General features: G+C 51.1%; 19 protein-coding genes. 8 read left to right on the forward strand and 11 right to left on the reverse strand.

The genetic code is table 11. From position 1 onward, the window contains the following. Window positions 1-345: 345 nt before the first annotated feature. Window positions 346-1,146, reverse strand: coding sequence for a DeoR/GlpR family DNA-binding transcription regulator (locus AC3WTP_RS07815; protein ID WP_492394035.1), 801 nt, complete (start codon window positions 1,144-1,146; stop codon window positions 346-348). A 227-nt stretch (window positions 1,147-1,373) separates the two neighbouring features. Between AC3WTP_RS07815 and AC3WTP_RS07820 the strand changes: the two genes are divergently transcribed. Continuing rightward, the gene (locus AC3WTP_RS07820) at window positions 1,374-2,243 is read left to right on the forward strand and encodes a class II fructose-bisphosphate aldolase (RefSeq protein ID WP_492394036.1); all 870 of its coding nucleotides are present in this window, start codon (window positions 1,374-1,376) and stop codon (window positions 2,241-2,243) included. A gap of 40 nt (window positions 2,244-2,283) precedes the next feature. Further along, window positions 2,284-3,216: a 1-phosphofructokinase gene (pfkB, locus tag AC3WTP_RS07825; RefSeq protein WP_492394037.1), complete on the forward strand. Its 933-nt coding sequence runs from the start codon at window positions 2,284-2,286 to the stop codon at window positions 3,214-3,216. A 92-nt stretch (window positions 3,217-3,308) separates the two neighbouring features. Here pfkB and AC3WTP_RS07830 read toward each other — a convergent pair whose 3' ends face one another. The 4 genes from AC3WTP_RS07830 to AC3WTP_RS07845 form a co-directional block, all read right to left on the reverse strand. Then, complete coding sequence (locus AC3WTP_RS07830; protein WP_492394038.1) at window positions 3,309-3,644, reverse strand: ArsR/SmtB family transcription factor; 336 nt, start codon at window positions 3,642-3,644, stop codon at window positions 3,309-3,311. A 36-nt stretch (window positions 3,645-3,680) separates the two neighbouring features. Beyond that, window positions 3,681-5,405, reverse strand: a complete 1,725-nt coding sequence (locus AC3WTP_RS07835) for a SulP family inorganic anion transporter (RefSeq protein ID WP_492394039.1) — start codon at window positions 5,403-5,405, stop codon at window positions 3,681-3,683. Window positions 5,406-5,607: 202 nt separating this feature from the next. After that, window positions 5,608-6,609: a biotin synthase BioB gene (bioB, locus tag AC3WTP_RS07840; protein WP_492394040.1), complete on the reverse strand. Its 1,002-nt coding sequence runs from the start codon at window positions 6,607-6,609 to the stop codon at window positions 5,608-5,610. A 1,187-nt stretch (window positions 6,610-7,796) separates the two neighbouring features. Further along, window positions 7,797-8,684: an ROK family protein gene (locus AC3WTP_RS07845; RefSeq protein WP_492394041.1), complete on the reverse strand. Its 888-nt coding sequence runs from the start codon at window positions 8,682-8,684 to the stop codon at window positions 7,797-7,799. A 247-nt stretch (window positions 8,685-8,931) separates the two neighbouring features. Here AC3WTP_RS07845 and trpB point away from each other — a divergent pair, with 247 nt between their 5' ends. Beyond that, on the forward strand, window positions 8,932-10,092 hold the full coding sequence (gene trpB, locus AC3WTP_RS07850) for a tryptophan synthase subunit beta (protein WP_492394042.1): 1,161 nt from the start codon (window positions 8,932-8,934) through the stop codon (window positions 10,090-10,092). A gap of 179 nt (window positions 10,093-10,271) precedes the next feature. After that, window positions 10,272-11,633: a C39 family peptidase gene (locus AC3WTP_RS07855; RefSeq protein ID WP_492394043.1), complete on the forward strand. Its 1,362-nt coding sequence runs from the start codon at window positions 10,272-10,274 to the stop codon at window positions 11,631-11,633. A 50-nt stretch (window positions 11,634-11,683) separates the two neighbouring features. On the opposite strand, the gene AC3WTP_RS07860 is transcribed toward AC3WTP_RS07855, so the two are convergent. From AC3WTP_RS07860 to uvsE, 5 genes are all read right to left on the reverse strand, one after another. Continuing rightward, complete coding sequence (locus AC3WTP_RS07860; protein WP_492394044.1) at window positions 11,684-11,956, reverse strand: hypothetical protein; 273 nt, start codon at window positions 11,954-11,956, stop codon at window positions 11,684-11,686. A 69-nt stretch (window positions 11,957-12,025) separates the two neighbouring features. Then, entirely contained in the window at window positions 12,026-12,883 is an 858-nt protein-coding gene (locus AC3WTP_RS07865) for an inositol monophosphatase family protein (RefSeq protein WP_492394045.1), read from the reverse strand. A gap of 106 nt (window positions 12,884-12,989) precedes the next feature. Continuing rightward, window positions 12,990-13,811, reverse strand: a complete 822-nt coding sequence (locus AC3WTP_RS07870) for a sulfite exporter TauE/SafE family protein (RefSeq protein ID WP_492394046.1) — start codon at window positions 13,809-13,811, stop codon at window positions 12,990-12,992. 143 nt (window positions 13,812-13,954) lie between these two features. Beyond that, entirely contained in the window at window positions 13,955-14,725 is a 771-nt protein-coding gene (fabI, locus tag AC3WTP_RS07875) for an enoyl-ACP reductase FabI (protein WP_492394047.1), read from the reverse strand. A 128-nt stretch (window positions 14,726-14,853) separates the two neighbouring features. Continuing rightward, the gene (uvsE, locus tag AC3WTP_RS07880) at window positions 14,854-15,855 is read right to left on the reverse strand and encodes a UV DNA damage repair endonuclease UvsE (protein ID WP_492394048.1); all 1,002 of its coding nucleotides are present in this window, start codon (window positions 15,853-15,855) and stop codon (window positions 14,854-14,856) included. Window positions 15,856-16,098: 243 nt separating this feature from the next. On the opposite strand from uvsE, the gene AC3WTP_RS07885 reads away from it, so the two are divergent. Next, complete coding sequence (locus AC3WTP_RS07885; protein ID WP_492394049.1) at window positions 16,099-18,369, forward strand: glycoside hydrolase family 3 C-terminal domain-containing protein; 2,271 nt, start codon at window positions 16,099-16,101, stop codon at window positions 18,367-18,369. 396 nt (window positions 18,370-18,765) lie between these two features. Here AC3WTP_RS07885 and AC3WTP_RS07890 read toward each other — a convergent pair whose 3' ends face one another. Continuing rightward, complete coding sequence (locus AC3WTP_RS07890) at window positions 18,766-20,049, reverse strand: Gfo/Idh/MocA family protein (RefSeq protein ID WP_492394050.1); 1,284 nt, start codon at window positions 20,047-20,049, stop codon at window positions 18,766-18,768. Window positions 20,050-20,262: 213 nt separating this feature from the next. Between AC3WTP_RS07890 and AC3WTP_RS07895 the strand changes: the two genes are divergently transcribed. Genes AC3WTP_RS07895 through AC3WTP_RS07905 form a run of 3 tightly spaced genes read left to right on the forward strand, consistent with a single transcriptional unit; the run spans window position 20,263 to window position 22,587 of the window. Next, complete coding sequence (locus AC3WTP_RS07895; protein WP_492394051.1) at window positions 20,263-20,883, forward strand: TetR/AcrR family transcriptional regulator; 621 nt, start codon at window positions 20,263-20,265, stop codon at window positions 20,881-20,883. 17 nt (window positions 20,884-20,900) lie between these two features. Next, on the forward strand, window positions 20,901-21,785 hold the full coding sequence (locus AC3WTP_RS07900; RefSeq protein ID WP_492394052.1) for an ABC transporter ATP-binding protein: 885 nt from the start codon (window positions 20,901-20,903) through the stop codon (window positions 21,783-21,785). 4 nt (window positions 21,786-21,789) lie between these two features. Next, window positions 21,790-22,587 (forward strand): ABC transporter permease subunit, encoded by a 798-nt coding sequence (locus tag AC3WTP_RS07905; protein WP_492394053.1) that lies wholly within the window; start codon window positions 21,790-21,792, stop codon window positions 22,585-22,587. The last annotated feature ends 7 nt before the right edge of the window (window positions 22,588-22,594 follow it).

Consider the following 22,594-nt stretch of genomic DNA (forward strand, 5'->3'; position numbering starts at 1 on the left):
GCTAAAGCATGCAGTCCACCCTGTGAACAGCCGCTTAGCTCATGCCTAGTCGCACTAGTAACACGCTATTATGCAATGTAATATTCTTGACTAAATATTATCATGCGATGTTAGCGGATGCAAGCGAGTGCAAAGGTTGTGTATAATTTGCCATTTACCTATAAAACCTTACTCTACATCGATTAAGCATGTACTCATAACATGCTCTGTGCACTCCTAAATCATACAAGCATGGTGAGGAAATCATAATCGACAATCATACAGTAGTCATAAGAAAAACCGTCAGAGATACTTCAATCCCTAACGGTTTCTCTGACGGTTCTTTATGTGCTCACATTAACATATTCAGCTTCTTGAAGCATGTACATCTGCGATCGCAATGTCCACGCCAAGCTCACCCGCCAGCTCCTCCGCTTCCTTCGGAAGTCTTCGATCGGTTATAACGCCTGTTAGGGCACGAATCGGAGCTACGGAGAATAGCGATGCCTTGCCAACCTTCGTGTGATCAAACACCGCATATGTGGATTCCGCTCGTTCCATCAGCATTCGCGCTGTTTCCGCCTCCAGCTCCGAGTATGTCGTAATCCCTTTTGTAGTCGAGAAACCATCTATCCCCATGAACACCTTCTCGATGTTGAGATACTGAATGATCTTCTCCGCTAACGGCCCTGACAGCTCATACGTATTGTTGCGCATAACGCCTCCGATGACGACGACTTGTACACCCTCGCTGTCTGCAAGCTCCATCGCAATGTTGACCGCATTCGTAACGACGGTAATTCCTTGCCTCTGCTTCAGCTCCTTGGCGATCAGATAAGTCGTCGTTCCTCCGGTTAAGCAGACGCTGTCGCCTTCTTCAACCAGGGATGCGGCTCGTTTCGCAATCGCTTCCTTCTCCAACCACAGCAGCTGCTTCTTTTCTTGAAAAGTGATTTCACGCACACCGCTGCTGCCTTCGAAGATAGCGCCCCCGATCGTGCGTATAAGCTCGCCTCGCTTCTCTAATATATCCAGATCGCGCCGTGCTGTTGCTTCGGAACAATCAAAGTTGTCCAGCATCTCAGGGATCGTTATGCGTCCATGCTGCTTCATCCACTGCATGATCTGCTTCCGGCGCACATCGCCCTTAGACAAATTCTCGCTCATCAACTGCTAAGCGCCTCCTCTACGAGAGCAGTCCTTCTGGACCGCCGCATTCCATACTTACCTTTTATATTGTACGGTTTCTACTGCATTCGTCAAACGAAAACCATGCGAAAAGTTCCCGTATTTATGTTTGACATGATTAATCTTCCTATCATATACTCAAGATAATGAAATTATAAATCATAATTTTGATCGTTTCAATCATAACCTAGGAGGGAGCTGCAATTATGGGTCATCTCATTACTTCCACATCTATGCTGCAAGCCGCAAGAGAGGGACGCTTTGCGATTACTGCCTTCAACGTACATACATTGGAAATGCTGCAAGCTGTCGTTGAAGCTGCTGAAGAATGCAAATCGCCGCTCATTCTACAAACGACGGTAGGTACCGTCAAACATCTTGGACCTGAATACATTGTCGCGGCTGCTCAGACTGCTGCACGTCAATCATCGGTACCGATCGCGCTGCACCTGGATCATTGCACTGATTATGAGCTTATCGTCAAGTGTATTCGCGCTGGATACACCTCCGTCATGATCGATGCTTCGATGCATCCATTTGAAGAAAATGTAAGCCGTACACAAGAGGTTGTTAAAGTGGCTAAAGCTGCTGGAGTCAATATCGAGGCAGAGCTTGGCAAGGTCGGCGGCGTTGAGGACGATATCGTCGTAGAAGATGCGGATGCTCGTCTTGCCGTGCCTGAAGAATGCCTGCGCTTCGTAGAACTGACTGGCGTTCCAACACTGGCGCCTGCAATCGGTACTGCACACGGCATCTATAAGGGAGAGCCTAGAATCGCATTCGATCGTTTAGAAGAGATCGCGAAGCTCGTTAAGGCTCCGCTCGTGCTGCACGGCGGTTCCGGCATTCCAGAAGAGCAGGTAAAACGCTGCGTGCAGAATGGCATGGCGAAGTTTAACGTCGCTACTGAGCTGCGGATCGCCTTCTCAGACGCGATTAAGCAGGTGTTCCAGCTGAATCCCGATGAGAACGACCCTCGCAAGTATATGGTGCCTGCGAAGCAAGCCGTTAAGGACCTGGCGATGACGAAGATTTACATGGCTGGCTGCGATGGCAAGGCCGATGTGGTACGATAAGCATTGTTCTTCTGAATGATGCGATCGGAGGTTTATCATAATGATTGTTACGGTTACGATGAATGCGGCAATCGATAAGACTTATATGGCGCCTGGCTTTCAACCGGGCAGTCTGCACCGCATACAAGAGATGTATTCGTACGCTGGCGGCAAAGGGATTAATGTCGCTCGCGTAGTTCGAACGTTGAACGAAGATGTGATTGCCACCGGCGTCGTGGCGGGCAATTACGGCCGTTACATCGAAGCAGAGCTGGATCGCGAAGGGATCCGACACGACTTCGTGCATGTAGATGGCGAATCACGGCTCTGCTTGAACATTATTGATCCGCTTCAGTCGCAGCAGACTGAGCTGCTCGAAGCCGGACCTGTCTTGAACGAAGCGGCTCTCGCTGAGGTGCTGCGGAAGATTGCAGCGCTGGCGGCAGAAGCCAGCCATGTCGTGATGTCCGGCAGCCTGCCGAAGGGCTGTCCCGTCTCGTTCTATGCCGAGCTGACATCAGCTATACGCGCTGCGGGGGCTGTGCCCGTGCTGGATACAAGCGGGGACGCCCTAATTCAGGGCGTGTCTGCTCGCCCGCACCTCATCAAGCCGAACGAGCACGAGGTGCTGAAGCTGACGGGAGGCACTGCCCTCGACGAGGCCGCTGTTAAGGTCGCGATCATCAGCTTGATGAACGACGGCGTGGAGAACGTCGTTGTATCGCTCGGCGGCGATGGCGCCATTGCCGGTATGGGCGGCCGCCTATACCGTGTTGCGATTCCATCGATCGAGGTGCTGAACACGGTCGGCTGCGGCGACTCCATGCTTGCTGGCATCGTCGTGGCCGCGAAACGCGGCATGTGCGTGGCGGATCAACTTCGCTTAGGCGCGGCCTGCGGTACCGCGAACGCGCTCATGCCTGCGGCAGGCAGCGTAAGGCCGGAAGATCTAGAAGCGATTATGCCGCAGGTTGTCGTTACTGAGATCGATTAATCGAATAGGGATGTATCATAACAGACAAAGAGGCGGTTCCATAAGTAGAATGATCTACTCATGGAACCGCCTCTTTCTGTTGTCCAGATGATCTAGCCGGACTGTTCATCCGAGAACTTATCCAGCATCGAGATCGTATCGATCAGATGATTGTTGAACAGCTGGCGTGCAATTTGCAACAGATCCATAATCATCGGATCACGAAGCTCGTAAAGCACACGATTGCCTTCCTTCGTACCGGTGACGATATTTTTGGCGCGAAGTACACTTAGCTGCTGAGAAACTGCTGAACCTTCTGTTCCAACAAGGGTTTGCAGCTCATTCACATTTTTCGGACCTTCTGCTAGCAGCTCTAGTATTCGGATCCGTAAAGGATGAGACAGCGCCTTAAAGAATTCAGCTTTGAATTGTTGTAATTCCAAGTTCATGTCATCCCTCCCGAAGTAGTAGTTGTAATAGTATGTTCAAATGGTTTCCACAGCGTCTAATGGTGAACATTCCTGAAACGCATAATTACGGCATTCAGCGCAGCGATTAGGGTCGACAAGCGTTGTGGCATAACTCACTGCCTCGAAGGTACGAACAAAGAATTGAGCTGCGCCAATATCATCATATACGCCCACACGTTCCAGCACGGCACGCGGTTGAGCTTGAATTCCAGATATGAGCACCTGGGCTCCTTGATGCTTTAAGCGCTTGACCGCTTTTCTAAGCATAGATGCGCCTGTCACGTCCATATATGGAACGGAAGCCATTCTTATAATAACGACCTTTGCTTGGCGCTCCACTGCTTTGTCCATCATACCATTAAATACCCGTGCAGCTCCAAAGAATAACGGGCCATTTACCGTATAGATCGTAATTTGATCACAATCGTGCCGATCTGTCACCATCGTGGAGCTCATCTTAAGATCGGAATCCTTAAGGTCAGGAAGCACTTGCGTGACTTGTACCGTTTCACTTGAACGCTTGACGAACAAGAGAACCGCAATCAGAAGTCCTACTTCTACGGCAATCGTCAGATTCGTAAACACAGTAAGCAAGAATGTAACTACTATTATAATCGAATCGCCCGTACGAGTCGCAAGGATATGGGCAAATTGTTTACGCTCACTCATATTCCACGCTACGAGCATAAGTACAGGGGCCATAGCGGCCAAAGGAATAGCTGATGCATACGGTGCGAACAAGAGCAGCACCAACAGTACGACGACACCGTGAATAATACCCGACAGCTTAGAGACTGCTCCGCTCCTAATGTTAGTTGCTGTTCTGGCGATCGCCCCTGTCGCTGGGATGCCTCCAAATAGCGGCGTTACAATATTCGCAATGCCCTGCGCGCGCAGTTCACGGTTGCTGTCATGTCTGTCCCCCGTCATTCCATCTGCAACTACAGCGGTGAGAAGGGATTCAATACTGCCGAGCATCGCGATAACGAATGCCGGCTGCAGCATGTTCAACCAGTTCTCGAGATCAAACTCTGGCAAATGGAAGCTTGGAAGCGCTCTTGGAATCTCTCCATATGCTGAGCCGATCGTCGGCAATTGTCCCGGAAACAGCACGGCTGCTAAGATACTAGAACCGACCAAACCAACCAATGAGCCTGGCACTTTAGGCAGGTATCGCTGTACAAGCAATATTAACACGAAGCAAATAAGCGCCGTTAGGAGACTGTACCCATTCCATTCAGACAGATGGGTGACAAACTCTTGCATATTGGGGATAAAATACTCATGCTTCTTCAAATCCGTTAATCCGAACAAATTCCCCAGTTGTCCTGTAAATATAGTAACCGCGATCCCCGTGGTAAATCCAATCGTAACGGATTGCGGAATATATTGAACGAGTGAGCCCATCTTGAACACACCCATTAGGAACAGCATAATACCCGCTAATATGCCTGCAATCAACAGATTCTCATAGCCATAGGTCACAACGATACCGAGCAGCACAGGAATAAATGCGCCCGTAGGACCGCCAATCTGAAACCTCGAACCGCCCAGCATTGAAATGATAATACCCGCAATAATCGTTGTGTAAATACCGTATTCCGGCTTCACACCTGAAGCAATAGCAAAGCCCATTCCAAGCGGGATCGCGATTACCCCAACCACTAATCCTGCCAGCATATCTTTGCGTAATGACTGAAGCGAGTATCCCGCTAAGCGGTTCGATATCGTTCTCTTCACGAAAATCCTTCTTCCCTTTTAAGTTATAATAATTATATATTCAAATATTTGAATATTATAACTTATAACTCATTTAAGGGACAATGTCTATAGAAGATTTCTCATCCTATCAAATTTAAAATGTACAACAAAAAGCCATCCCCAGTAGGTTGAGGATGACTTCGTTGCACTGCTAATTCGTTTATTTACTCATACGGTATGGTTATAGCGCGCATTGTTCGATTTCAAAGCCGAGGTCTTCGATCATCTTATAATCGGCAGTCGCCTCTTGACCTTCTGTCGTCAGATAATCCCCCACGAACACCGAATTAGCCGCATACAGCGCCATCACCTGCATGGAACGTAGATTGACCTCTCGACCGCCCGAGGCACGAATCTCCTTAGTAGGATTAACGAAGCGGAATAGCGCCAACGCCTTCAAGCAATACCGTGGATTTAGAGCAGACAGCCCTTCCAGCGCGGTGCCGGGAATCGCATTAAGGAAGTTGACTGGAATCGAATCTGCATCCAGTGCTTTAAGCTCAAAGGCGACGTCAACTAGCTGCTCGTCGGTCTCCCCCATGCCGATAATGACTCCAGAGCATGGAGACATGCCTGCAGACTTAGATGTATTTACGGTATGTACGCGATCTTCAAATGTATGAGTAGAGGTGATGTGGGAGTAATGGTCCGCACTCGTGTTCAGATTATGATTGTAGCGATCAACACCCGCTTCTTTCAATCGCTCGGCTTGCTCTTGCGATAAGATCCCCAGGCAAGCGCAGATCTTGAGCGGCATGGTCCCTTTAATCTCTTCGACCGCCGACACGACCTGCTCCAGCTCGCGAGGAGTCGGACCTCGTCCGCTGGCCACGATGCAATAGGTGCCTGCTTGCATCTCCATTGCTTTGCGCGCTCCACTTACGAGCACATCCTTCTCCAGCAACGAGTATTTCTTCACTGGCGCTGTTGAATTGCGCGATTGCGAACAATAGCCGCAGTCTTCCTTGCATAGGCCGCTCTTCGCGTTGATGATCAGATTAAGCTTTACTTTCTTCCCATAGTAATGGCGTCGAATCATAAACGCGGCATCCATCACGGCCAGCAGGTCATCGTCATCCGCGCGCAGTACCTGAAGTGCCTCGTCGCGCGTCACGCTCTCGCCCGCAATAACGCGTTGAGCTAACGCCTTCCAATCTACAGCCGCTTGTGTATGAACAGTCATTTTGTTGCCTCCATCATCTAATAGGTTCATGAATCTCGGATATACTCGCTCTCGGGTACAAGATAGTACGTTAACGATAGTGGATAATCAGTAAGCGGTATGGGTTGATATAAACCACACTTCTATCGTAAATCTTAACTAATCGCCATATACGTTAACCTATTAGTTATAATTTATAGTTAATATATCAATTTTTGATTTTAACTTATTCACACGTTCATCGCAAGTACCGCTTAAATACGAAACTATTTCTTAACCATTCCAATAGTGTCTATAAGTAGCAGGCGGAACACTATATGGTATACAAGTCATCCTATAAATCATTCACCAGCACGAACACAGCCCGGGAAACGTGATCGCCGAGTGCGGTAACGGGGTTTTTACCTCTTTCAGATGTGCGCGTGGCCTGCTCAGCGGCTTCGCACGAGGGATAACGCGGTTTTTACCTGTTACAGCGTGGAAAACGGGCTCGACGGAGGCGGTAACGGGGTTTTTACCGCTTACAGGTATGCGTAGGGCCTGCTCAGCGGCTTCGCACGGGAGATAACGCGGTTTTTACCTGTTACAGCGTGGGAAACGGGATCGCTGGGGGCGGTAATGGGGTTTTTCCCCCTTACAGATGCGCGCGGGGCCTGCTCAGCGGCTTCGCGCGGGAGATAACGCGGTTTTTACCTGTTACAGTGCGGGAAACGGATCGTCGGGGGCGGTAACGGGGATTTTACCCCTTACAGGTGTGCGGCGGGGCCTGCTCAGGGAGTCGCGCGTGAGATAACACGGTTTTTACCTGTTACAGCGTGGGAAACGGGCTCATCGGGGGCGGTAACGGGGTTTTTACCGCTTACAGATGCGCGGCGGGGCCTGCTCACCGGCTTCGCACGGGGGATAACGCGGTTTTTACCTGTTACAGCGCGGGAAACGGGCTCGTCGGGGGCGGTAACGGGGTTTTTACCCCTTACAGGTGTGCGCGGGGCCTGCTCAGCGGCTTCGCGCGGGAGATAAAGCGGTTTTTACCTGTTACAGAGTGGGAAATGAGCTCGCCGGGGGCGGTAACGGGGTTTTTACCGCTTACAGATGCGCGGCGGGACCTGCCGACGCTTACGCTTATGTCGAAACACAACAAAAAAGCGCAGGGCGGCCCATAACAGGCCAACCCCGCACTTCTATGATTGCAAGAGATATTCAACTTACTACTTGTTATACTTACCTAGCGCCTGCAAACCAAGCGCCATAGCACCTGTGATGCCAGCACGATCATCGAGACCTGGAGTCACGATATATTCGCTATTCGTGTCCAACACCGCTGGATGCTGAACATATCCGTTCAAGAGACGCTTCACTTCCTCGCGGATGCGCGGGAACAAGTGCAACTGCTTCGACACGCCGCCGCCCAAGATAATCTTCTCAGGCGAGATCGTCAATATATAGTTCATGATCGCTTGAGCCAGATAGAACGCTTGGAGATCCCAAGCCTTATGATCTTCACCAAGCTCATAAGCCTTAACGCCCCAACGCGCTTCAATTGCAGGTCCTGCCGCCAAGCCTTCAAGGCAGTCATGGTGGTACGGACATTTGCCCGCATACGTATCTTCTGCGTGACGCTTCACCATGATATGACCCATCTCAGGGTGCGTCAAGCCGTGTACAAGCTTGCCCTCCACCACAGCGCCAGCGCCAATACCAGTACCTACTGTAATGTACAGGCAGCTGTTCAAGCCCTTGGCAGCACCGAACATCGCTTCACCAAGTGCCGCGCCGTTCACATCGGTATCGAAGCCGATCGGCACATCAAAATGGCGCTTCAAATGGCCCACCACATCATATCCGCTCCAATGCGGCTTAGGTGTCATCGCGATATGTCCATACGTAGGACTGTTCAGATTCAAGTCAATCGGTCCAAATGATCCGAAGCCGATCGCGTCAACGCCTTTATCCTTAAAGTATTCAACGACACGTCCCATCGTCTCTTCTGGAGTCGTAGTCGGGAATGATTCAATACCTTCAATCTTACCGTCCGGAGTTCCAACGCCTACGACGAATTTCGTGCCTCCGCCTTCAATTGCACCTATTCTTGTCATATCTATTTCTCCTCGCTCTCCTACCTGCAATCTCTTCATAGCTTCTCATGGTGATGAGGTTGACGTTCAATATGCTCATTATACGACACCTCTTACGCATATTCATTATATCATTTAGGTTAAATTAATAAATAGATGTGGCAGCTCGATTTGTAGTTGTTCATTATTTCCATAAATCCATAGACTTTATCCCTTTGCTGTATTAAAATATCTCTAACCATTTGATCAATCCAGAGGAGGAACTTTTATGACAACACCTACTCAAGCAGGTATGTTTGGACAGTTCGGCGGCAGCTTCATTCCGCCTCAATTGCAGCAAGTGATGGATCAATTAGCAGATGCTTTCAACCGGTATAAGGATGACCCCGATTTCATCGAAGAATACAATTACTGCTTGCGGGAATACGTTGGCAGACCTAGCCCATTGACCTTTGCCAAACACCTGACTGACAAGCTCGGGGGAGCGAAGGTGTACCTGAAGCGCGAGGATCTGAACCATACCGGTTCCCACAAGATTAACAACGTATTAGGTCAGATCCTGCTTGCAAAGCGCATGGGTGCTCATCGCATCATCGCCGAGACTGGCGCAGGGCAGCACGGAGTAGCTACAGCAACTGTCTGCGCGATGTTCGGCATGGAATGCATCATTTATATGGGCGCGGAGGATATTCGGAGACAAGCATTGAACGTATTTCGCATGGAGCTTCTCGGCGCTAAGGTCGTTTCGGTCACGAAAGGACAAGGACGGTTGAAGGATGCTGTTGATGAAGCGCTTAATGATCTTGTTGAAAATTATGACCATACTTTCTACTTGCTCGGTTCAGCAGTAGGACCGCATCCGTATCCGTCGATCGTGCATCATTTTCAAGCGATTATCAGCCAGGAATCCAAGCGCCAGATCCTTGAGCTGGAAGGCAAGCTTCCCACTGCCGTTATCGCCTGCGTTGGCGGCGGCAGCAACGCGATCGGTTCATTCGCGCACTATCTGGAGGAGCCGTCTGTACGCTTGATTGGCGTTGAACCGGATAAGGCCGCGACGATGAAGCTTGGTATTCCTGCCGTGCTGCATGGCTTCAAATGTCTGGTGCTGCTCGATGAAGAAGGCAACCCAGCCCCTACTTACTCCATCGCCGCTGGACTTGATTATCCTGGCGTAGGCCCTGAGCACAGCCATCTGAAGGAGTCCGGACGCGGAGAGTATATCGCGGTATCCGATGAAGAAGTGCTGAACGCGTTCCAGGTTCTGTCCCAAACAGAAGGCATCATTCCAGCGCTGGAAAGCTCCCACGCCGTTGCTTATGCCTTAAAGCTTGCGCCGGAGCTGAGCAAGGACGACATCCTCATCGTGAACATTTCGGGTCGCGGCGATAAAGATGTGGAGCAAGTATTCGAGATGCTCCGCAAATAAAACCAATCTCCTATAAACGGCCTTGGACCGAATTCACCCTTCGGACTGAGGCTGTCTTCATTTCCCCTGTAAAGACTCAGCAGCTCCCTCTGTAAAACTTCTCCACGCCTAATCTCCTAAACTATTATTGCCTGACAGCCGATATAGTATAAATAGTATGTCTACAGGAGGAGCCAGCCGTGCAACGCATTGTTAGAAAGATCAATCAATGGCTGCTGATTCTAATCACGCTCGTCATATGTGCTCTTTCGATCCAGGCCGCGCTGCCCACACCAACGGACGGCCAATCATCCGACCCATTATTCAGCATGACTTCGGAAGATGTCGTACTGATGATGTACAGCAATACCGCGCGGGTCGGACAATATTTAGTGTCGATCGACGAGCAAGTGCCTGAAGCAGCACCCTACGTGAAGGACGGGGAAACACTCGTGCCGGCTCGATTTCTTGCAGCCCGCCTGAACGCACAATTAACAACTCAAGATAAGTCAGGTTACATCAACCTGTCTTCTGGAGATACAACCCTTGAATATCAGGGAAATGTTGCTGTAGTCCGTTCACATTCAGGAAATACGTCTCAACGAATAGAACTGAACACCGCTCCTACCATAAAGGACGGTCTCACTTATGTGCCGCTCCGCGCCGCAAGCGACGCGCTTGATCGCAATCTGTTCGTACAAGACGGCATCGTGTTTATGACTAGAAATGAAACAGCGCCGCCGCCCGAGCAGTGGAACAGCTGGCGTGAGGAGCTGTCCGCATATATCGCGTATGAATCATTCGGTTCATACACCGTAGATTCACAAGGTACGATGCAGGCTCTGTTCCAGAGCTGGAACGAAGCGTACGCTTACGCGACCCAAGCTCCTGGGCGAACCATCAAATATCGCGGTGAACTTTCACTCTGGGATCCGAAGAAGCAGCCGCCTAACGAGCTGCGAATAACTGGAGCGCCGCTCATTCTCCAGCTGCCCAATCTGCCTCGCGGCTGCGAAGTAACCTCGCTCGCGATGCTCCTGCAGCATGCTGGCGTTGAAGTTGATAAGATGGAGCTGGCCAAGCAGATTCGCAAGGATCCGACACCGTACCGCAAGTCTGGAGGGGTCACCTATTTCGGCAACCCGCATGATGGGTTTGTTGGCGATATGTACACCTTTGATAAGCCAGGGCTTGGTGTGTATCATGAACCGATTGCTGACTTGGCTGAGCAGTATGTGCCGGGTCGAGTTGTTGACCTGACGGGAACATCGTTCGAACATCTGCTCTGGACCGTAGGTCAAGGTCATCCAGCATGGGTCATACACACTACCTTATATGATAAAGTGCCAGACTCAGCATGGCTCACATGGCAGACACCGTCCGGTCCGGTAAAAGTGACGTACTTTGAACATTCCATGCTCGTCACCGGCTATGACGAGAAGTATGTGTACGTGAATGATCCGCTTAACCGTAAGGATCGAATTGAGCGGTCGGCATTCCAACGCGGTTGGGAGCAAATGGGCAGCCAAGCGATAATCATACTGCCTGACATGGCGAAATAACCAAAGAGGGGCATTCACCGAACTATTATCGGTGAATGCCCCTCTTCTATTCAATCCGAACCAGCATCCTTAGAAGATCTGCCCGCTCGCTTCATATATTCATCGTAACGGTTATCCAGCTCCTGCGCTAATTGCCGATACTGAATCGTTTCCTCTACAATAGGATCCATCATCGTCTGGATTCGAATCTCTGTCCGCGGCGCCAGCTTCTTGCGAGCGCCTTCTTGCGGATCTTCCGCCTGCATGTCCCCAGCGGTGAGCAGCGATTCAAGCTGTTCTTCCAGATCGGATACGGACTTTGGCTTCTTCTCGTCCACAGCCATACCTCCTTCTCCCATGTAGCATGCGCATGGCAAGGAAATTTCATAAATGAACTAGGCTAATATTGTATTCTAGCCTTGTGCATCCGCCTCTTTTAACACATGAATCACATCATCGTGGATGTGTCCATTGGTCGCGAGCATGTCACGCACGCACAATTGATACGGCTGACCATGCGTATCGGTAATCTTTCCGCCGGATTCGGTTACAAGCAGACTGCCCGCAGCCAGATCCCATGCATTCAGATTAAGCTCCCAGAAGCCGTCCAACCGCCCAGCTGCCACATAAGCGAGATGAAGCGCGGCTGAGCCGCCGTTCCGTATGTTGCGCACCTGCGGCGCAATTGCGGTCATCCCCTTCAGATTAAGCGGAAGCGCCCGCTCGCGCTCTGTAGGGAATCCTGTCGCCATCAAGCATCCGGAAAGCTCTGTTTCAGCAGATACCTGCATGCGCAGACCGTGAACATATGCGCCTTTGCCTTTTTCAGCGACGAACAGTTCGTCTCTCATCGGATCGTATACAACACCTACGACAACCTCTCCTTTATGCGCAAGCGCAATAGAGACCGAGAAATAAGGAAACCCGTGAACGAAGTTCGTTGTTCCATCCACAGGATCGATGATCCATAAATATTCAGAAGACTTCAATTGATTGATCGCATTCTTTGCAGCGTCAGCTCCAGGAGCTACGCTCTCTTCACCTAATATGTCATGGTCAGGAAAATGCGTCATAATCAATTTCTTGATCATGACCTCTGCACCTTTATCCACCTCAGTGACAATATCATGCATTGAAGATTTTATCGTCAAGGACTTGAATTGACCAAGTCGGGATTTGATCCATTCTCCAGCTTTCGCCGCGGCGTTTACCGCCACTGCTGTAAAGCTTTTGCTGCTTACTACATAAGGTTCTTGCTCTTGACTTCCCACCTGATCTCACACCCTTTACATAAAAATGACAGTACCCTCTTTAACTATACGTGCACTATTGTACAAAGTTTCACTACATTCAGCGGATGTCACTATAATATCATCTTTAGCCCCAGAAGCCGCTTATAATCATGCGTATCGCCAAAACGAACAGCGTTAACCGCAGCAGCATCAACAATCCTTTGCCTGACATGCGATTCGCGATTGCAGCGCCTATCTTGCCCCCGATCCAAGCGCTTGGCGCCAGTACGAGCACCAGACTCCAGTCGATTGCTCCGTTCCAGGCATGAACCGTCGTTCCCAGCATGGAGCTAAGGAAGATCACGAACATCGAAGTGGCTGTAGCGATATGCGCGGGATAACGGAACAGCAGCACCATCAGAGGCACAAACAAGGAGCCGCCGCCAATGCCAAATAAGCCCGAAACAAAGCCGACAAAGAAGCCGATCACGAGCATCAATGCAATATTTTGCCCATATTCGTGCTGTACGCCGGCACCATCTACGAACGATCGGTTCACACGCCAATTAATATGTAATGGCTTCATTCGTTCCTTCATGACCATCAGGATAGCCATCGCCAGCATAAAGAAGCCGAATACGATCTGGAAGGAATCATTTTGAAAATATTGAGTCATGGCAGCCCCGAGCATCGAAGCAGGACCGCTTGTTATAAAATACATTGCTCCGCTCCGCCAATCCACGCGTTTCACTTTCTTGTAGGCAAGAGTTGAGGATAATGAAGTGAAGATGAGAACAGCTAAGGAAGTAGCTACTGCCGTTTGAGAGCTTATGTCTTGATTAAGAAAGGCAGGACCAAGAAAGATAAGACCGGGAACGAGAATAATACCCCCGCCCAAGCCGACAAGGCTGCCAAACGAAGCTGCCACCAAGCCGATAAGGACGAGCACCACTATAGTTTCTAGCACACTTTGTTCCTACTTTCACATATTGAATTTGAGCTGTACAAGGACTATGAGCTTGACAGCCGCCCCTGACGCAGACAGTCATCCTTTCTGGCAATGACCTGAGAGGACAACCGTCTGCGAGAGCGACATTATCGTCGATCCGATTATATGCCTACAATATGGTAGCCGCTGTCGACATAGATGACTTCACCTGTAATACCGCGTGACCATGGGCTCATCAGGAACATCGCTGTATCGCCTACTTCAGCTGTATCGGTTGTACGGCGAAGCGGAGCCTTCTCTTCCACCTGTCTTAGAATCGAGTTGAAGTCGGAGATTCCCTTAGCAGCCAGTGTGCGAATCGGTCCCGCCGATATCGCGTTCACACGCACGTTGAATTGACCAAGGTCATTAGCCAAGTAACGTACAGAAGCTTCAAGAGCAGCCTTCGCCACACCCATAACGTTATAGTTCTTCATCGCACGCTCAGCACCCAAGTAGGTCATAGTCATGATGCTGCCGCCCTCCGTCATCAGCGGATACAAGCGTTTCGATACCGCTACGAGCGAATAAGCACTGATATCATGAGCTAATGCGAAGCCAGCACGCGAAGTGTCTGCATACAAACCTTCTAATTCTTCTGTCTTGGCAAATGCAATGCTATGTACTAGCCCATGCAGTACGCCAAACTCTTCTTTTAATTGTGCAGCGAGTGTGTCGATCTCCTCATCAACCGTTACATTGCAAGGAAGAATCACGGAATTCGGAATGGTTTCCGCCAATTTGCGAACACGGCCTTCCACTCGCTCACTCTCATATGTAAATGCCAATCTTGCGCCTTGAGCAGCCAGTGACTGTGCAATCGCCCATGCGATACTGCGATCATTTGCAACGCCCATAACTACAATATTCTTACCTGCCAACACCTGGGACATATTGTTCCTCCTCTTTATAACAACGGATACTTCATAGTCAACGTATCGTATTTTACGAACATTTTCAAGCATAATTTAGTACCTAGTCACAAATGGCGGCTAATTGTACTGCAATCCTAATCTCCCTGTTAACCTTCTATTCTAACTGTCGCATGATCTATGACCTCTACCCCTTCACCTGCATAGGACATCAGCATTCTCATTAGGGCGAACAACGCCTCATCCTTCTGCTTCGCCTCGATCATAACATCAAGACGGTCGGTTATAGGCGCAATGCTTCGCATAAAGGCCAGCAGCGGCACGACATCCACGTAGTCAGCATGACCGCGAGGATCCTTCTCGCTCTTCGGACTGGAAACGTGAATCTTCGGAGGCAGCGGATCATCGGCAGGCGCGTCGGCCTGTCCATATGCTGTGTTCCAAGTCTTCAGGACTCGCGGCCACAGCTCCTCTGGCTTATCGCCGTCATTGTTCACCCATTGGTGATGAATGTCGAGTACCATCGGCACTTGAAGCTGTTCACATATCTCCAGCGTTTCTATCGCTGTAAACGTCTTGTCGTCATTTTCCAAAGTGATCCGACGCTTGATGGATTCCGGCAGCCTTGTAAAATGCTCGATAAAGCGCCCCCCAGCCGCCTCCTTGTCACCATATGCTCCACCAACATGAATATTGTTCTTCGCGCGCGCGTCCAGTCCCATCGCCTCCAGCATCCGAACATGATGCTCCAGATCTCGGATGGACTTCTCCAGCACCTCCTTGCGAGGGGTGCTCAGAACTGTAAAGTGGTCGGGATGAAAGGAGAGCCTCATCCCGTGTTTATTCGCGAAGTCTCCTATTGCGAGAAATGCATCCGCCAGCGCAGGAAACGGATCCCAATCGTGAAGCGCCTCATGTGTCGCCAGCGGGATCAGCTTAGACGAGCAGCGATAGAGACGGATATCATGCGCTATACTATGCTTCAACAACCGCAGCGTATTATGAAGATTCTCTTCCGCTACCCTTTCCAGCTTGCGAATGGCAGCTTCGCGATCATCCAGCTTACTGAAGCTGGTGTAAGTCATCGTTCTGGAAGGAGAGGAATTGGCAACCGTCATGGACATCGCGACATAACCGAATCGCACCAGCATAGCAATCGACTCTCTTTCTATTCAGCATACTGTCTTCATAGGAATGACGCGGGAATGACGCGTTCTTAATACTATCGTTTCCTAATATATTTCAGTTCATAAGGTGTAATCTGGATAATTTGATCGCAACAGCAATATGCCGAGCAATATGCCGATATCGTGACAAAGCTATATATAAGAAACTTTCTCTTCGATCCTACGTCACTATGAAAGAGTAGATCCTAATAAAGGGGTGCAAGCGCGATGGAACAACGCATTGAGCAGTGGTTAAATGAATTAACGATTGAGGAAAAAGCCGCATTAACAGTAGGCGCCAGCTTCTGGTCCACCGAACCGATCGAACGACTTGGCATACCGTCTATCAACATGACGGATGGTCCGCATGGTGTGCGTAAAGCGCAGGCCAATACGGAGATCGGCTTCGATTCGATCCCAGCAACCTGTTTTCCAACCGCGTCTGCATTAGCTTCATCCTGGAATACGGAACTATTGGAACGGATCGGACACGCATTGGGTCAAGAAAGCCAAGCCCTTGACGTGCAGGTGCTGCTCGGCCCAGGCATCAACATGAAGCGTTCGCCGCTGTGCGGGCGCAACTTTGAATATTTCTCAGAAGATCCCCTGTTATCTGGCACGCTCGGAACCGCATGGGTGCGCGGCGTACAGGGTGAGGGCGTGGGTACTTCATTAAAGCATTATGCGTTGAACAATCAGGAACATGAGCGGATGACGATCAGCGCGGAAGTGGATGAGCGCGCGATGCATGAGATTTATTTGAGCGCGTTTGAGCAGGTTGTGAAGGAAGCGCAGCCTGCGACGATCATGGCCGCTTACAACAAGATCAACGGGGTGTACGCGACGGAACATGAATACCTGTTGGAGCATGTGTTGCGCGAGCGCTGGGGCTTCGAAGGCGTCGTCGTGTCCGATTGGGGCGCGGTCAATGACAAGCCCGCTTCGATTCGCGCGGGCATGGACCTGCAGATGCCGGGGCGCGACGACGCCGGCGCGCGGAAGCTGGCTGCGCTCGTGCGGAGCGGCGAGTTCCCCGAGGCGCTGCTCGACCGCGTCGTGCGGCGCATTCTGCGCCTCGCGACGGAGGTGGATTCGCACCGCCGCATGGGGGCGAGCTTCGACGCGGAGGCGCACCACCAGCTCGCGCGCGAAGCTGCGGCCGAGTGCATCGTGCTGCTGAAGAATGAAGCCGGCTTATTGCCGCTTCATCCGGACCGTCAGCAGCACGTTGCGGTTATCGGCCGCTTCGCGCGGGAGCCGCGCTTCCAGGGCGCCGGCAGCTCGCAGATCGTGCCGACGCAGGTGGACAGCGTGCTCGCCGAGCTCGAGAAGCTCGCTGGCGGGCGCATGCGCTTCACCTACTGCGAGGGCTACGGCGACAGCGCCGAGCCTGACGAGGCGCTCATTGCGGCCGCCGTCGAAGCGGCGCGCGGTGCAGATGCCGCCATCATCATGGCGGGGCTGCCGCCCGCGTTCGAGTCGGAAGGCTTCGACCGCAAGCATATGGATATGCCGGCGGCGCACGATCGCCTCATCGAAGCGGTCTGCGCGGCGCAGCCAGCGACAGCGGTCGTCCTCGTGAACGGCGCCGCGGTCGCGATGCCTTGGGTCGATGCGCCTCAGGCGATCGTAGAGAGCTGGCTCACCGGGCAAGCATCCGGCGGCGCTGTCGCCGACGTGCTGCTCGGCGCGGTGAATCCGTCCGGCAAGCTGTCGGAGACGTTCCCGGTTCGACTGCAGGATACTCCTGCCTACTTGAACTTCCCGGGCGAGCACGATCACGTCCATTACGGCGAAGGCATCTTCATCGGCTATCGCTACTACGATAAGAAGGGCATCAAGCCCCTGTTCCCGTTCGGATATGGGCTGTCGTATACAACCTTCGCATTATCTGATCTGCAGCTAAGCTCCAGCGGCATATCGGATCAGGAAGCATTGAACGTATCCCTTCAGGTTACGAATACCGGCTCTATGGCTGGAGCCGAAGTTGTGCAGGTGTATGTTCGCGACATGGCATGCAGCGTGCTGCGCCCAGAGCGCGAGCTCAAAGCCTTCGGCAAAGTATGGCTCGCTCCAGGTGAAACGCAAACGGTGACGCTCACGCTCCACCCTCGCTCCTTCGCCTTCTATGACACGACGCTTCATAATTGGCGCGTGGAGTCAGGCTCGTTCGAGATCGCGGCGGGCACATCAAGCGCTGACCTGCCGCTGCGCCAGACCGTGGAGGTAACCACCGCTGAACCATACGCGCAGCCGTTCCACAGCATGTCGCTCTTGAAGCATGTTCTGACTCGCTACCGTCCTGAACAGGCGCTGGTGATGCTATTTGAAACACTCGGCGCTGAGCCGCCGCAATCCGGCGCGCTCTACCAAGACGAGTTCATGCTCACCTTCGCCATGGATATGCCGATTGGCAAGCTCGCCAAGATGCTGGCGCAGGTCGACTCCGAGCAGGCGATCAACGCTTGGATCGATCGCTTGAATGAGCAGCATAGCTAAGCTTCGCTGCGTACGCCTCAACATAGCAGAAGTCCGAGGATGCATGATCCCTCGGACTTCTTTTTTTGCTGCTATCGGGTTGTTAACTGCATTTCATGCAGTTAATTTGCCCATTTCCTCGCCTTTAGGGGTAGGTTAACTGCAATATGTACAGTTATTTAGGGCGTATCGGATAGAGAACACCTTCAACCGCTAAATTAACTGTACGAAATGCAGCTATCCCCCCAAGCTCCATATTCGGTGCAAATTAACTGTACATTATACCGTTAATTCCAATTCCATTATTCCATTCAGTCAGGACCGCTGCCGCCCAACCTCCACCGCAGCACCGTATCCTCGCGCTGCATCCACGTCCACATTACGCAATCCTCGCGCCACGTACAGCCCTAACGAGCATTACATCTCCTCGATCCTGACCCAGCACCGCTCGCTGATCGAGCGCTCCACCGCCTCCAGCACCTGCTGGCACTTCACGCCGTCACGGAAGTTCGGCACGGGCTGTCTATCCTCCGCGATCGCTTGCAGCAGCTCCACCGTCTCATGGATGAACGTGTGCTCATAGCCGATCGTGTGTCCCGCAGGCCACCACGCTTCCATGTAAGCATGAGCCGGATCCGTCGCTATCACACGGCGGAAGCCCTGCACATCAGCCTCATCGCTAGTAAAATACACTTCCAGCTCGTTCATCCGCTCGAAGTCGAACCTTACGCTGCCCTTGCTGCCGTTGATCTCAAACGCGTTCGTGCAGCGATGCCCCGGCGCAAAGCGCGTCGCTTCAAAGCTACCGAGCGCTCCATTCGCGAAGCGCGCCATAAACAGCGTGGCATCATCCACGCTCACAGCCGCTCGCTCTTCGTCCGCTCCACCCATCGCGTTACCTTTTCCGCTCGCCTCGCGCTCCGTTCCACCCGCTCCATGCTCATCAGCGCCGTCCGCCTCAACTCCCGCTCCGCTCTCTGCCGCACCCGCACGCGCGCGCCCACTACCTCTGATCGCGCTCAAGCCGCTCATCGCCACAGGCAGCGGCCGCTCCTTCACGAACGTCTCGCTCATTCCGATCACCTCATCCAGATCACCGATCAGATAATGAGCGAGATCGATCAGATGAGCGCCCAGGTCGCCGTGCGATCCTGAACCCGCCACTTCCTTCTGCAGCCGCCAGACGAGCGGAAACATCGGATCCACAATCCAATCCTGCAAGAATTGCGCCCTCATATGATAGATCCGACCGAGCCGCCCGTCCTGAACCAGCTTCTTCGCGAGCTGCACGGCGGGAGCGAAGCGGTAATTGAAGCCGACCATATGCTTCACACCCGCGGCTTCCACCGCTTCCAGCATCTCGCGGGAATCCGCCAGCGTCAGCGCGAGCGGCTTCTCACAGAAGATATGCTTACCGCAGGCTGCTGCTGCGAGCGCGATCTCCTTATGTACATTGCTCGGCGCATTGATATCGATCAAGTCGATATCGTCCCGGTTCACCATATCGCGCCAGTCGGTCTCATAGCTTTCCCAGCCGAACTGCCCTGCCGCCTTTCGCACCGCGTCGGCGTCACGTCCACAGATTGCCCTCATCACTGGCTTCGGTACATTCGGGAAGAACATTGGCACATCGTGATACGCATGACTGTGCGCTTTCCCCATGAATTTGTATCCAACCATCCCTACTCGAATCTCTTGCATCCGACTCTCCTCCTTAGCGGTAGTACAATCGTTTATAGAGTATATGAATGTCAGCGTACATTACTTACTACATCTTTTCTACACCGCAGGACGCTTCTCCTGCTAGTGGATAACCCCCTGCAAAGACGCTATTGACTTCTGTGGTCAACAGGATTACAATCATCTTGACCAGATCGGTCAATACCTTATCTCTGCGAAATGGAGGTGCTGAATATGTTCGAGAAATTTCATAGTATCGACGCGGAGAAGCAAGCGCGAATCCTCAATGCGGCAATGGATGAATTTGCGCGTAATGGCTACGCCAACGCCTCAACCAATGAAATCGTGAAAGCCGCCGGAATATCCAAGGGGCTACTGTTTCACTATTTCGACAACAAGAAGCAGTTGTTCCTTTACGTCTATGATTACTGCTTAGATATTTCCATGAATGAACTATACGAACAAATTGACTTTGAGGAGACCGACCTATTCGCCAAGCTCCGTCAGATTACCACCATTAAGCTGGAAATTGCGCTGCGTCACCCGGAGTTTTTCAAATTTATCGAAACAGCTTACTCCGATCAGTCACCCGATATTACAGACGATATTGATCAACGCAATACAGACCTGATTGCATCAAGCATTAACCGTCTCTTCGCCAACATTGACAATTCCAAATTCAAAGACAATCTAGATATACCTAAGACGATCAATATCATTCTTTGGAGCTTGGAAGGCTACGGGCAACAGGTGCTCAAGACAGCAAAATTAACAGGCCAAGAATTGGATTATGCCACAGCGTATCACGAGTTAGACGACTATTTTGAAATTCTTAAGAACAGCTTCTACAAATAACACTTGGAGGTTGCCCTATGAACGTAATCGAGATTAAGAACTTAACGAAAAGCTACGGTAATGCAAGAGGTATTGTAGATGTCAGCTTCAATGTTGAAGAAGGAGAAATCTTCGGCTTCATCGGTCCTAACGGGGCCGGTAAATCGACGACGATTCGTACCCTGCTCTCCCTCATCTACCCAACAAGCGGCAGCGCCACGATATTCGGCAAGGATATCGTAAAGCATTCATCCGACATCAAGCAGCTCATCGGGTATTTGCCGTCAGAAGTATTCTATTATGAGAACATGAAGGTTATTGATCTGCTCAAGTACTCCGCTTCCTTCTACAAGAAGGATTGCACTCAGCGCATTCATGAACTCGCATCGATGCTTAATCTGGACCTCAACAAGAAGATTGAAGACTTGTCCTTCGGCAATAAGAAGAAGGTCGGGATTGTTCAAGGGCTTCTCCATTCACCGAAGCTGATTGTTCTGGACGAACCAACCAGCGGCCTGGACCCGCTGATGCAGCAAACCTTCTTCGAGCTTATTAAGGAAGAAAATAAAAAAGGAGCAACCATCCTATTCTCCTCACACATCTTGAGCGAAGTGCAGCATACTTGCGACCGCGTTGCCATTATTAAAGAGGGCCGGATCATCAAGATTGAGAAGATCAGCACGCTGCGTGAAAATACGTATAAGAAGATTGCTGTCGAAGCCAAGCAGCCGATTCATCGTCAGCATTTTGATATAAAAGGAGTTACGAAGCTCGACGTCCATGACAAGTCTGCAAGCTTCCTGTTCAGCGGTAGCATGAATGCGGTCATGAAGGCGTTAGCTGAGCTTGACCTCCGTAATGTAAGCATCGAGGAGCCTGATTTAGAGGAAATCTTCATGCACTATTATCAGAAGGAGGAGTAGGCGGATGAATGTATTCTGGTTCGAACTCAAGTCCTATCGAAACTCTATTCTGATCTGGACCTTTTCACTTGTGGCGATCTGCGTCCTGTTCATGGCGGTCTTCCCTGCTTACGCCAGCAATGCAGAGGTGCTGAAGGATCTGCTGAAGGAATACCCGGACGCTGTGCTCAAGATGTTTTCATTGGATATGGACACCTTCTTCAGCATTCCAGGCTTCTACGCCTTCGTATTCTTATATATTGCGCTCTGTGCGGCTATCCAGGCAACGAATATGGGCATCTCGATCATATCGAAGGAGATTCGTAACAAAACCGCGGATTTCTTATTATCAAAGCCTGCCAAACGCCATCACATCTTAACCGGGAAGCTGTTTGCCATTCTCGCGGCGATCGTGTTTACCAACATCGTATATTTGATTGTGGCTGTTCTTTCGGCCAATCTTGTGACATCCGAACCCTTCGACATGAAGATATTCGTGCTAATGTCGGTATCTCTGTTCTTCTTGCAGCTTGTGTTTGCAGCGCTGGGGGTACTCATTGCCGTCATATTTCGCAAAATAAAATCGGTTATATCCGTTTCGCTCAGCGTCGTGTTCAGCTTCTTTATCATCGCCATGCTCGACTCGATCCTGAACAAAGAAGTGATCAGCTACTTAACGCCGTTCAAATTCTTCGATCCGAATTATATTATTGCGAATGCTGGTTACGATCTCCCGCTCGCACTATATTCCATCGCTGTATTTGCGGCTGCCATTGCAGCCAGCTATATCATATACATCAAGCAAGATGTTTACACGGTGTAAGGGGGCG

The sequence above is a fragment of the Paenibacillus sp. EB106-04-04-XG159 genome, from assembly GCF_058791835.1.